A 12,511-nucleotide genomic window follows, 5' to 3' on the forward strand; every position below is an offset into this window, starting at 1 on the left:
CCAAAAATATGGTCGCTTTAAAACTCTCTTTCGTACGTTTGAACGGCTAAAATCACACAGCCCGTAATGCCCGCATCATCTTCTAAAAGCGGCGGAACGATATACTCATCAAGCGCTGGTAGTTGCACGTATTGATTCATGAGGCCTTTGAGCTTTTGACGTACAAGTGGGAACAATTGGCGCTGTTTCATGACGCCGCCACCTAAAATAATTCGCTCAGGCGAAAGAATCAAACTGTAATTCATAACAGCCTGCGCCAAATAATGCGCTTCTAGGTTCCAGACTTCTTCGTTCTCAGCAAGCAAGACGCTTTTTTGCCCCCAACGTTTTTCAATAGCACCACCTGCCGCGAGTCCTTCCAAACAGTCATCGTGTGAGGGACAATTTCCTGTGAAACGGTCGTGTTTATGGCGTTTTACCATGATATGCCCCATTTCCGGGTGCGAAAATCCTTCTAAAATTTCGCCGCGAACGACTGCTCCCCCGCCGATTCCAGTGCCGATTGTCACATAAATACAACTGCTTAATCCTTTCGCCGCGCCAAGTGTCACTTCACCAAGTGCCGCCGCGTTTACGTCGGTTGTAAAGCCCATCGGTACACTAAACTCCGCTTTAAGCGCCCCAATAATATTGTAGTTTCGCCAAGCAAGCTTTGGCGTATGCGTGATGTAACCATAAGTTGCGCTGTCTTTCCGAATGTCAATAGGACCAAACGAGCCGACACCAATTGCTTTTAAATCGCTTTCATATTGTTTGAAAAATTGAATCACTTGTTGCATCGTTTCTGCGGGTTCCGTTGTTTTGTAAGTTTCTCGTTTAATAATTCGACCTTTTTCATCGCCAACCGCAACAACAAATTTTGTACCACCTGCTTCAATCGCTCCAAAAACCATCATTCATTTCCTCCTATGTAAAACGTTTTCAAATACATCTTACCTCATTTTTCTAAAAACACAAGATTATTTTTAGAAAATTAGCGTTTTAGATTCTTTATACCTAAAAAGGCAGATAATTTAATTTAAAAATTTACCGCCGAAAAACCGTTTTTACGAGCCGATCATATTGGGCAAAAAAAGCTGGTGCTTCATCTTTTGAAATTCCGTTATACATCACTTCCGCAACACTCATATAATACCATTTTTGCTCGCTGTAACCACGTTTAAAATACGTCCACACCTGATTTCCTTCAGAGCTAAGGGCATATTTAATTGAGGTTAGATTATCTAATTTATCGGCAACAATTAAGGATTTCACTTCTAGGTCGCCTGTTTCGACGACATGAATGGTATGACTTTTCCGATTTTCCCAAGAAAGCGATTTATCCTCCGTATGAGCCGCAACAAGTCTAGCTACCTTTCCCCCGAATTCTCGTTCAATATCCGCTATCGTAAGCGCCGTGTCTTCGGCTGCATCATGAAGAAGCCCAGCAACGACAACGTATTCAGGCAGCTGAGCCTGACGCAAAATGCGCGCAACGTTTAGTGGGTGCGAAAAGTACTTTTCACCAGTAATTTTACGTTTTTGTCCTTCATGAGCTTCTCTAGCCATTTTTACAGCTTTTTCATACATCTGTCATCATCCTCATTCTGTACTAAATAAGACGCGAGCGATTGCTGCGTCTTACCCTTTTATTTATGAAACGTAATTTTGCGTCCGTTTAATTCTTGAATCGGGCGGTTCGTGCCACCGATTACTTTTTCCAGTGCCTTATGCGCCACGTGCCCAAATACACGTCTGTTTTTAAGCACAATCCACGTAATCCCTTCCACAGTTGGCGGCGTAGTTAGCGACCCTTCATAAGAGAAAAAGGCTTTTTCTTCTGGTAAAAAGTCGTCAACATTTAGTGTCAGCTCACGCTCGACGCCAAATTCCTTGAAAACTTCTGGAAAAGCACGTCTGACGTTCGTTAAATCGATGGAAATGTTCGTGCCAACTTCCATAAAAGCCCCAATAACCAATTTCTCACCGCGCGCATTTTCATGAACGAAGTGCCACTCAATTGGGTAGCTTTCTCCGTCTAAATGGTGCTCACTTGGCATGTGCGCATGGAAAGCTTGGAGCGTATATTTATCATCACGGAATGTCACATATTGATTATCTTCGTGCGGAAAAAGATGCACGGAATTTTCAACACGTTTCATTGTGAAATTTGTATTTGTGTAGTGAAAATCAATTGGATTTCCTTCTACGCTTTGAACTTCTTCTGTCTGAATATTAATTGGCGATTGCTTTTCCCCAGTTTGCGCTATTTCAAAATCGGAACAAATATGTCCCCAATTTGCAGGTCCTTTTTCGCCTTTGTACGACCAATTTATCTCATAAGCAGGCATAAATATCCCCCATTTCTAAAGAACTTACAAGTATTGTAGCAAAAAAGTTTACTAATTTACAATTCGCATGCTCTAACTTTTCACAAAAAAGACATACACTTGAGTAAAAAGCAGTCATTTTAAAGGTATTTTACCGCATATCTTTCATGCAACTTAAAATACAAAAAAACGCAGGGCCAAATAATTTGACCGCTGCGTTTCTTATTTTTCTATTTCAATAATGGCATCTTTAACCGCTTTTTTTATAACAAAATAGCCAGATCTGTAATTTCTCTCTTCTCTGCGTAGTTTACAGGTTTTTACTTCCGGTACATCTTAAACTCCAAAAATAGTTCATTATAATGCGAAAGCATGCGCTTGCCGAGGTTGTCGTAAACTTCTAAATTATCAAGTTCATTCATATCTGGGTAAAAGCGCTTATCTTGTGAGATTTCTTTCGGTAAAAGTTTAATGGCTGCCTCGTTTGGCGTCGCATAGCCGACATATTCCGCGTTAATTGCGGCGTTTTCCGGTTTTAACATGAAGTTGATGAATTTATGTGCGCCGTCTACATTTTTAGCAGTCTTTGGAATAACCATGTTATCAAACCACAAATTGGATCCTTCTTTTGGAATGACGTAATCTAAATCCTCATTCTCACTCAGCATTTCGGAAGCTTCGCCTGAAAATGTAACAGCCACGCCAGCCTCATTATCGGCCATCAAAAGCTTGATTTCATCTCCAACAATCGCCTTCACATTTGGCGTCATTTTTTTCAACTTCTGAAGGGCTTCTTGTAGATGTTCCTCGTTTGTGTCGTTTAGCGAGTAGCCGAGGCTATTTAAGCCGAGACCCATGACTTCACGCGCACCGTCAATGAGTAGAATCTGATTTTTTAGTTCTGGGTCCCAGAGCGAATCCCAATTATCAAAGTTTTTATCCGGAAACATTTTTTTGTTGTAAATTATGCCGAGCGTGCCCCAAAAATATGGCATGGAATACTCGTTATTTTCATCAAATGAAAGGTTCATAAACCGCTGATCTAAATATTTTTCGTTTGGCAGTTTGGTGTGGTCAAGCGGAATAAGCAAGTTCTCCTGCTTCATTTTATTGATGGCATAATCACTTGGCACCGCGATATCAAACGTTGTGCCGCCTTGTTCGATTTTTGTCATCATCGCTTCATTCGAATCGAAAGTTTGATAAATGACCTTCAAGCCAGTTTCTTTTTCAAATTTTTTGATTAAAGTAGGGTCAATATAGTCGCCCCAGTTATAAATCGTAAGCGTATTCCCGCCTGCATACCCTTCGGAGCGATTCATCATTGTTGCTAAAATCATCATACCAAAAGCTAGAATAAGAACTGGAATGAAAATTTTTAGTAAAGCCTTCATTCTTTTGTCGCCCCCGATCGAATTCCTTTATTGCCATTTCTACGGTTAATGAAGTAGTAACCGATAACGAGCAAAATGGTGAAGAGGAAGATTAGAGTGGAAAGCGCGTTAATTGATAAGGAAATCCCTTGGCGCGCGCGCGAATAAATTTCAACGGACAGCGTTGAGAAGCCGTTTCCTGTGACAAAAAAGGTGACGGCGAAATCATCGAGTGAATACGTGAGGGCCATAAAAAAGCCGGCAAGTACGCCTGGTGCAATGTATGGCAAAATCACTTTCGACAAGACGTTCCACTGACTGGCGCCTAAATCGCGAGCGGCATCGATGAGCGTTGGACTCATTTCTTGTAGTTTCGGCAAGACCATCAAAACGACGATAGGAATACTGAAAGCGATGTGTGAAACTAAAACGGAAATGAAGCCTAGTCGAATACCTAAAATCGTGAAGAAAATTAGAAAACTTGCGCCAATTATAACGTCAGGGCTTACGATAAGGACATTATTTAAACTTAAAAGTGAGTTCTTACCAAATGGCCGTGGTATAAATTTAATCGCCAGTGCGCCGCAAACGCCGATAGCCGTTGCAATGACCGATGAAAGTAACGCGATAACGAATGTGTTTAAGACGATAATTAGGAGTCTTGTATCGCTGAAAACTTCTTTGTAGTAGCCGAGCGTGAAGCCTTTAAAACCATGCATTGTGCCACCAGAATTAAACGAGTAAAACATTAAATAGAAAATCGGTGCATAAAGCAAAATAAAGACGATGATGAGATAAATGTTACCATAATTTCGCTTCTTCATTTACGGGCACCTCGCTTCCGTTTTGAGCCTGTTAAGAACATAATTAAAATCATTGCGATGATTAAAAAGACGCCGATTGTTGAGCCCATACCCCAGTCTTGTGTGACGAGAAAATGTTCTTCAATCGCGGTTCCGAGTGTGATGACGCGGTTCCCTGCGATGAGTCGGGTAATCATGAAAAGGGATAGTGCTGGTATGAATACGGCTTGGCAACCTGATTTTACCCCGTCAGCTGTCAGTGGCAAAATGACGCGCCGAAATGTTGTAAAGCTAGATGCTCCTAAATCCTTAGATGCTTGAATGAGAGATGGGTTGAGTTCTTCTAGCGCATTAAAAATCGGCAAAATCATGAATGGGATAAAAATATAGGTTGATACGAATAGGAAACTGAAATCGGTAAACAAAATTTGTTTTTGCCCGATGCCAATGAGTTCCAAAAATTGGTTGGCTGCGCCGTATGTGCCGAAAATCCCAATAAACGCGTAAGCTTTCAAGAGTAAATTAATCCATGTTGGCAAAATAATTAAAAGTAGCCACAGCTGTTTATGTTTGAGTTTTGTGAGTAAATAGGCTGTCGGATACGAAATCAAAAGTGTAAAAACTGTAATCAAAAACGCGTACCAGAAAGAACTTAGCGTCATTTTCATATAAACGGGTGTAAAAAAATGGACGTAATTGCCGAACGTAAAGTTGCCGTCCACATCGAAAAATGAGTAGTAAACGATGAGGAGAATTGGCGCGATGACGAACAGCACAATCCAGAGGACGTAAGGGACGAGATACATGTTTCTTGCGCGTCTGGTCATTACTCTACCTCGTCGTAGCTCTCTAGGCGTTTGTCGAATTCTGCTTCGGTTTCACCTAGTCGCATGACGTGAATGGCTTCGGCATCAAAGGTTAAACCGATTTCATCGCCAATTTTTGCTTTTTTAGTTGTATGCACGAGCCATTCGTTGCCGTCTACGTCGATACAACCCATTTCATAGTGCACACCTCTAAATAAAAGCCAGTCTACCTTGACGCGAAGCTGTCCTTTATCGGCGGCGGTAATTTCCAAGTCTTCTGGACGAATGACGATTTCCACGGTTTCGTTTGGGTTAAAACCTTGGTCGACACATTCAAAATGACGGCCGACAAATTCGACTTCGAAGTCTTGAATCATTTTTCCAGGGACGATGTTCGATTCGCCAATAAAATCCGCCACAAAGCGATTAATTGGCTCATCATAAATATCAATCGGCGTCCCGCTTTGCTGGATCTCCCCTTTATTCAAAACAAAGATTTCGTCACTCATGGCAAGCGCCTCTTCCTGATCATGCGTAACGAAAATGAACGTAATGCCTAGACGGCGTTGCAGGTCGCGAAGCTCGTATTGCATTTCCGTCCGCAGCTTTAAGTCGAGCGCGGAAAGTGGCTCGTCGAGAAGAATAACTTCTGGCTCGTTGACAATAGCTCGGGCGATGGCAACACGTTGACGCTGGCCGCCACTCATTTCACTGATTTCGCGTTTTTCGTAGCCGGAGAGATTGACGAAACGAAGCGCTTCTTTTACTTTCTCGTCGATTACCTTTTTCGCTAATTTTTTAATTCTTAGCCCGAAAGCGACATTTTCATATACGTTTAAATGCGGGAAAAGCGCATAATCTTGAAAAACGGTATTAACTGGGCGCTTATTTGCTGGAATCGCATTAATTTTCTTTTCGTTTAAATAAATATCGCCGTCTGTTGCCTCTAAAAAGCCAGCAATGAGACGTAAAATCGTTGTTTTTCCGCAACCTGATGGTCCGAGCAGCGTGTAAAATTTACCTTTTTCTATTTCAAAGCTGACATTGTCCAAAACTGGCGCATCGTCATCAAATTGTTTCGTTACATTTTCAAAGCGAATAATTGTATCTTGCACACGTCTTTCCTCCCTTACAAATACGAATCTGTTGCAACTAGAATGAGCGTTGCAGCTTCTTCTCCGTCATTCATTATTTGGTGTTCATCTGCTGCATGAAAATAAATCGTTTCATTTTGTTTTGCTTCATACGTTTTATCGCCTAGGAGAACTGTCACAGTCCCTTTCAACACATAAGCAAACGTTTCTGAAAGCGACGGTTCAAATTGCTTAAAGCAGCTTCTGGCGCTAATTTCGAGCAAAACAGGTTCCATCTCCTTTTCATTCGATTCCGGCACAAGCCACTCAATTCGGTAGCCTTTCTCCGTATCCTCATAAAAAGTCCGTTCCTCTTCACCATAAATCACCTTTTGCTGCCGCTCTTCTTCGTCAAAAAAATCTTTTGGTGATTGTCCTAAAACTTCCAAAATAGCGAAAAGCGTTTCGATGGAAGGTGAACTAAGATCACGTTCTAATTGCGAAATATACCCTTTCGTAAGATCCGTTCGCTCGCCTAGTTCTTCTTGCGTTAAATTTTTACTCAGTCGTAAATTTTTAATTCGATTTCCAATTTCCATCCGCGCATCTCCCTTTCGTGAAGTTTAGTTATTCTAAACTCTAAAGCACACTTGTTTAGTAAAATTAAACTTTAGGTTTAGTAACAGCAAGACTCATTATACAACAAAGCATTTTGAACTTCAATAGCTTTTTCAAATAAAAAAATCCCCGCCGAAAGTTAATCAAAAACTAACTCCCGAAAGGGATTTCACCATTAATATTGTCTAACACTCGCCGCCTTATAATTAGCCATAAACGCTTCAATTTCGGAAAAATCGTCGCTAAATAAAATGTTGGCGAGGTCTTCCGCCGTCAAAAAGCCATCTTCTACCATTTTGTTATAAAACATTTGCACGAAATCATAGTAGCCTCCGGCGTTAAAAAAGATACACGGATTTTGATGCTCCCCAACTCGACCCCAAGAGACGACTTCTGAAATTTCTTCAAGCGTGCCCGGTCCGCCTGGAAGTGCTATATAAGCGTTCGCAAGTTGCATCATCTTCCTTTTCCGCTCATGCATATCCTTTGTAATGACAAGTTCCGTCAATTTGTCGTGGGCAATTTCACGGTCCACTAAAAATTGGGGCATCACACCATATACTTTTCCTCCGGCATTTAAAACTGTATTTGAGACAATGCCCATCAAGCCAACTTTGCCACCGCCATATACAAGACTATGCCCCGAACTGGCTAGCCACTCACCTAATTGTACGGCGCTTTCGGCATACACCGCGTTTTCACCAACGCTAGCCCCGCAATAAACTGCAATATTCAACGTTATCTCTCCTTACGCCATTTCTTCTTCCACTGTATAGATTTCAAGCATATTTAGATTTTGCCTCAAATCACGCGCCAAATCACGTGAAATGCTACCATTTTCAAACATACTTTGAATGTTGTCGCGCTCCATTTGAATGCCCAGCAATTCGATTTCGCGAACCTTTTGATTTGATTTCGGTCGTTCACTTGGACGCACACGATTCTCGCTAAGACGATCAAGGAACATTTTGTGTTCCGTAATAAGCGGACCAATTAAATCCGTATTGTCATCCGTAATTTGTGATTTCAAAAGACGAATCGTTAACTTTTCGTTCTCCTCACGTAAAAGTTGCATTTCAGCAAAAGCCTCTTTTTGTTTTTCCTTCGTATTTCCAAGTTTTTGCTGCATCTTCTTAAATTTCTTCGGATGTAACACGAGCCGTAGCGCGCGTTTCGCAAACATCAAAAAAGTTTTAGTCCGCGCAAGAAATTTTTGTTTTAAAGCCGATTCCATCATACCAAGATAGCTTTCGTAGCGGTAAACCGTGCTCGCACTAACTTGTCCCTCATCGCGCATTTTTTTCATGTTCTCGCGTTCCCAGCCAATAATTTCAAGCCGCTTCGCTCTCTCTTCATCCGACATTTTATGATGGGCCTCACCTTGCTGAAGATCATGAATTCGACCGCGATATTCCTGCATAACAAGTTCAGTCACAGCCTTATTCTCCGGCGTAATCTGGGCGTGCAACCCGCGAATCACATTTCGCAAAATCTTAATTTGCACCGCACGGCTAAGCCGCAAATCCCCAACGTCCGCTTCGCCCCCACGCGCCAAAATCGGCAAAATAAACGTCGCAATCAGAAGCGAACAAAGAATTACACCCGAAGCGATAAAAATAAGTAAATCTCTTTGCGGGAAACGCTCGCCATTGTCTAAGAAAAAGGGAATCGATAAGGCGGTAGCAAGCGTCACAGCTCCCCGAACCCCAGAAAGGCTTGTCAATAAAGCCGTCCGTAACGCAGGTCGCTGCTTCGTTTTCCTCGCTTTCCGCGAGTGGTCAAATTGCCAAAAACCAAATACCCAAACAAAGCGTAATAAAATGAGCGCCGCCGTAATGAGTAAGATGTAAACCGTCACTTGCACATTACTAATACCCGAATCGCGCCAAACCACTTCCGCGATAGAAGGCAATTGCGTCCCTAAAATTAAAAAGACAAGTCCATTCAAAACAAATACAATTACAGACCACGTACTTTTTGAAACAACATTTAATTTCACTTGTTGCGGATCCATTTTCTTTCCTTCAACAGCGTGAACAACACCCGCGGCCACAACTGCTAAAATGCCCGAAACATGTAATTCTTCTGCGGCTAAATAAATTAAAAACGGGGTTAAAATTTGGATTAGCATATGAAACGTTACATCTTCCATGCCTAGTCCGCGCACCCATTTTAAAAATTGGAATTTCAGAAAACTAAGGATTAGCCCAACTAAAACGCCGCCAATCGAAATGACAAGAAAACTCCATGAAGCACTCAACAAACTAAATGTCCCCGTCACCATAGCTGCAATCGCAAATTGGAACGAAACAAGACCCGAAGCATCATTAATTAATGATTCTCCCTCTAATAAATTCATAATTCGTTTCGGCAAATGAATGCGCCCTGAAAGTGATCCAACTGCAACCGCGTCAGTCGGCGCAAGAGATGCCGCCAGTGCAAAAGCCGCAGCTAGTGGAATAGTTGGAATCATCCAGTTCACAAAGTAGCCGATAATAAGTACAGTAGCAAAAACTAAACCTAGAGCCAGTACCAAAATTGGTGTCCGAAGTCGCCAAAGCGCTTTCTTATCCGTTCTTTTTCCATCATTAAAAAGAAGTGGTGCAATAAACATGACTAAAAACAATTCTGGATTAAGTTTTAGTTCTGCGCCAATCGGTAAGAGAGCGATTAATATACCGAGTCCAATTTGAATAAGTGGAACCGAAACAAATGGTATAAACCGGTTTAGTAAATTGGATATAAAAATAGCGACTAATAGTAGTAATACAAATAGAAATATCTCCAAATTACTTCTCCTCCTCTAGACACATTATGCATGAAAATACAAAAACGCGCAAACAATTAACCGAGTTAATCATTCACGCGTCAAACTAATTATTTTCTTCTTGTTCCAGTTTATATTTTTCAATTTCATCATTCAAATTCTTCATTTTATCATCAAGTTCCGTCACAATTTTCGCCGCCGCACGAAGCTCGTTTACTAAACGCTCCGGCGCCTCTTGTTTGTACTTATAATAAATCTTATGTTCTAAACTCGCCCAGAAATCCATCGCAACGGTGCGAATTTGAATCTCAACGACAATTTTTTCTACACGGTTTGTTAAGAAAATCGGTACCTCACATAATAAATGCAAACTTCTATAGCCATTCGGCTTCGGATGCGTAACGTAATCTTTTTCGCGTAAAATCTTCAAATCATTTTGGTTTTCAAGCATCTCTTTAATTTTAAAAATATCTGATACAAAAGAGCAACTCACACGTATCCCTGAAATATCGTGTACATGTTTCCGAGCGTTTTCTGGCGTAATGTCCACTTGTTTCTTTTCGAGTTTTGCCCCAATACTTTCAAACGATTTCACACGCGATTTAATATGCTCCATCGGATTATAATCATGCAAAAACTGAAACTCTTCATTTAAAATTTTAAGCTTTGTATTGACTTCCTCAAGCGCAAAACGGTGCATTAACATGAGGTCCCGCCACTCTTTTAGTTCGTTTACTGAAGGTTGTTGTTCCACCACTTAATCTCCTCTCAAACTTCTCACCCTCTATGTTACTACATTTTCTCGGGAAGTAGTGCCAAAATGTAAAAAAACTTATATATTTCTCATGAGATTTTTACTTTAAATCCCCTAAAAGCTTAAAAACACATTCTTTTATCTCTAAGTCTAAATTTCGATTTTGTTCGCTTGTAATCAAATAAAACGGTCGATTCAAATCCGTTTTTTCTTGCGTCACCTGTTCAGAGTGCGTGACGAATTTTGATTGCAGCGTGCGACCAAGTCCAAGCTCAATCGCCTGGTGAATCATCGCGTTATGGTTAATTACCATTTTTTCTTCAGGTTGGATATTTTCCTCTAGTAAATACTGGTCTGTATACGCCCGAATACCAGACCCTTTTTCTCTGAAAATCCACGTTTTATTTTCTGGGCTGCCAAAAACGACCATTTCATCCCACATGAAAATTTCCCGCTCCACGCCTGGCACAATTTCCGGCGACTCCACGAGCCCAATATCGGCGTCTAGCATGTGCACCGAATGAAACACGTGACTCGAATTTTCGATAAAAAAGTTGAAATCGACGTGCGGAAATTGATCTGTGAGCGGCTTTAAAATTTGCGGTAAGAGAAAATCACCAATCGTTTGCGATGCGGCAATTTTGAACTTTTTGCGCTCGCCGCCATCAAGACGCGCAAGTTCGCTTAGTATCCCGCTCCAGTTGTTTTTCATTTGCGTGGCTTTTTCATATAAGAAATCAGCCGCTTTTGTCGGCGTAATGCGATTATTACCACTTCGCAAAAACAGCTTTATTCCCAAATCCTGTTCTAATTTTTCAATATGCACGGAAATCGTTGGCTGCGAAATATAAAGTTTTTTCGCTGCTTTCGTGAAATTTTGCTCCTCATAAACAGTCGTAAACGTTTCTAAAAGTTGAAACATCACTTCTCCTCCTGATTAAAAAAAGAATTTGCTTGCCAAAAATGAAAAGCCGAACAGCACAGCTGAACTAATGCTTGCCGCTAGAAAAACATTGCCCCCACGTGCCCGAATGACCTTGAAATTCACACTCATGCCTAGCGCGGCCATCGCCATGCCAAGAAAAATATAAGCAGCGCTCACAAGCCCGTTTAATAGTGCATCGCCAAGTGGTAAAAACGTTCCCGCTACGCTCGCGAGCAAAAAGCCAACCATAAACCACGGGATTGGGAGTTTGCGCTTCCCTTCTGCCCGGCTTTCCTTACGCCCGAACCACATGCCAACAAAAATCGCGACTGGTGCTAGCAAAATGACACGTGACAACTTCGTAATTAAAGCCGCATCAAGTGCCGCAGACCCGCTTGAACTCCCCGCTGCCACCGCATGAGCAATCTCATGTAAAGACGCCCCGTTCATCACACCAAATTGCGTCGGCGACAAACCAAGCCACGGCTTCAAACCAATTTCAATGAGCGTAAACACTGTGCCTAAAATACAAACGACCGCGACCGCAAGCACCGAATCATCTTTATTCGCCTTCACTTCCGGCGACACGCCCATCACAGCCGCCGCTCCGCAAATCCCGCAGCCACTTGCCGTTAAAATGGCGAGCTTCTCATCCACTTTAAACAACCGACACAAATAGTAGGTTAAAAAAATCATTCCAGTAACCACAACGAGTGCCAGTAAAATCGTCTTCACGCCTGATTCAGCAAGCACTTTTAAGTTGAGCCGAAACCCCAACAAAATAATTCCCAGCCGCAAAAATTTATTGGAGATAAACGCCATCCCAATTTCGCTCTTCTGAATGACCGGCCGACTCACTTGAAAAAGCATTCCAAACAAAAGCGCAATTACAAGCGCCCCCACCAAACTAAATCCTGGCAAAAGCGCCAAATATTTCCCCGCAAGCGAACAGATAAGCGTCACTGCCGCCGCAATCCAAAAACTTTGTTTCGCAAAAATCATTTTTATCCTCCTCGTTCAATATCTTACTTTAAGTATAAAAGATTTTTACGATTAAATAAAATAGTAATAATAAATGATTTT

Annotated in this window: 13 protein-coding genes; all 13 read right to left on the bottom strand. The window is 41.7% G+C overall.

Annotated features, from left to right (window positions below; genetic code table 11):
• Positions 1 to 17 precede the first annotated feature (17 nt).
• The 13 genes from CFT42_RS03355 to CFT42_RS03415 all read right to left on the bottom strand — a co-directional run bounded on the left by CFT42_RS03355 (position 18) and on the right by CFT42_RS03415 (position 12,430).
• Positions 18 to 893 carry an ROK family protein gene (locus CFT42_RS03355; RefSeq protein ID WP_088809451.1) on the bottom strand — a complete coding sequence of 292 codons (876 nt, stop codon included), beginning with the start codon at positions 891 to 893 and terminating at the stop codon, positions 18 to 20.
• Between the two features lie 133 nt (positions 894 to 1,026).
• Positions 1,027 to 1,569 (bottom strand): HD domain-containing protein, encoded by a 543-nt coding sequence (locus CFT42_RS03360; protein ID WP_088809227.1) that lies wholly within the window; start codon positions 1,567 to 1,569, stop codon positions 1,027 to 1,029.
• 59 nt (positions 1,570 to 1,628) lie between these two features.
• Positions 1,629 to 2,330, bottom strand: coding sequence for a carbonic anhydrase family protein (locus CFT42_RS03365; protein WP_088809228.1), 702 nt, complete (start codon positions 2,328 to 2,330; stop codon positions 1,629 to 1,631).
• A 299-nt stretch (positions 2,331 to 2,629) separates the two neighbouring features.
• Entirely contained in the window at positions 2,630 to 3,703 is a 1,074-nt protein-coding gene (locus tag CFT42_RS03370; RefSeq protein WP_088809229.1) for an ABC transporter substrate-binding protein, read from the bottom strand.
• The gene (locus tag CFT42_RS03375) at positions 3,700 to 4,506 is read right to left on the bottom strand and encodes an ABC transporter permease (RefSeq protein WP_088815372.1); all 807 of its coding nucleotides are present in this window, start codon (positions 4,504 to 4,506) and stop codon (positions 3,700 to 3,702) included. The genes CFT42_RS03370 and CFT42_RS03375 overlap by 4 nt, the downstream gene beginning before the upstream one ends.
• Positions 4,503 to 5,312, bottom strand: coding sequence for an ABC transporter permease (locus CFT42_RS03380; RefSeq protein ID WP_088809231.1), 810 nt, complete (start codon positions 5,310 to 5,312; stop codon positions 4,503 to 4,505). The genes CFT42_RS03375 and CFT42_RS03380 overlap by 4 nt, the downstream gene beginning before the upstream one ends.
• A complete protein-coding gene (locus CFT42_RS03385; protein WP_088809232.1) occupies positions 5,312 to 6,406 on the bottom strand; it encodes an ABC transporter ATP-binding protein in 1,095 nt (364 codons plus the stop codon). The genes CFT42_RS03380 and CFT42_RS03385 overlap by 1 nt, the downstream gene beginning before the upstream one ends.
• A 14-nt stretch (positions 6,407 to 6,420) precedes the next feature.
• A complete protein-coding gene (locus CFT42_RS03390; protein ID WP_088809233.1) occupies positions 6,421 to 6,963 on the bottom strand; it encodes a helix-turn-helix domain-containing protein in 543 nt (180 codons plus the stop codon).
• A 194-nt stretch (positions 6,964 to 7,157) separates the two neighbouring features.
• Positions 7,158 to 7,718: an LOG family protein gene (locus CFT42_RS03395; protein WP_088815373.1), complete on the bottom strand. Its 561-nt coding sequence runs from the start codon at positions 7,716 to 7,718 to the stop codon at positions 7,158 to 7,160.
• Between the two features lie 12 nt (positions 7,719 to 7,730).
• The gene (locus CFT42_RS03400) at positions 7,731 to 9,770 is read right to left on the bottom strand and encodes a Na+/H+ antiporter (RefSeq protein ID WP_088809235.1); all 2,040 of its coding nucleotides are present in this window, start codon (positions 9,768 to 9,770) and stop codon (positions 7,731 to 7,733) included.
• Positions 9,771 to 9,855: 85 nt separating this feature from the next.
• Entirely contained in the window at positions 9,856 to 10,455 is a 600-nt protein-coding gene (locus CFT42_RS03405) for a GTP pyrophosphokinase (protein ID WP_088809452.1), read from the bottom strand.
• A 148-nt stretch (positions 10,456 to 10,603) separates the two neighbouring features.
• Positions 10,604 to 11,425 carry a LysR family transcriptional regulator gene (locus CFT42_RS03410; protein ID WP_088809236.1) on the bottom strand — a complete coding sequence of 274 codons (822 nt, stop codon included), beginning with the start codon at positions 11,423 to 11,425 and terminating at the stop codon, positions 10,604 to 10,606.
• Between the two features lie 15 nt (positions 11,426 to 11,440).
• Positions 11,441 to 12,430: a YeiH family protein gene (locus CFT42_RS03415; protein WP_088809237.1), complete on the bottom strand. Its 990-nt coding sequence runs from the start codon at positions 12,428 to 12,430 to the stop codon at positions 11,441 to 11,443.
• Positions 12,431 to 12,511: the final 81 nt, after the last annotated feature.

This window comes from Listeria goaensis (genome assembly GCF_900186125.1).
Taxonomy (GTDB): domain Bacteria; phylum Bacillota; class Bacilli; order Lactobacillales; family Listeriaceae; genus Listeria; species Listeria goaensis.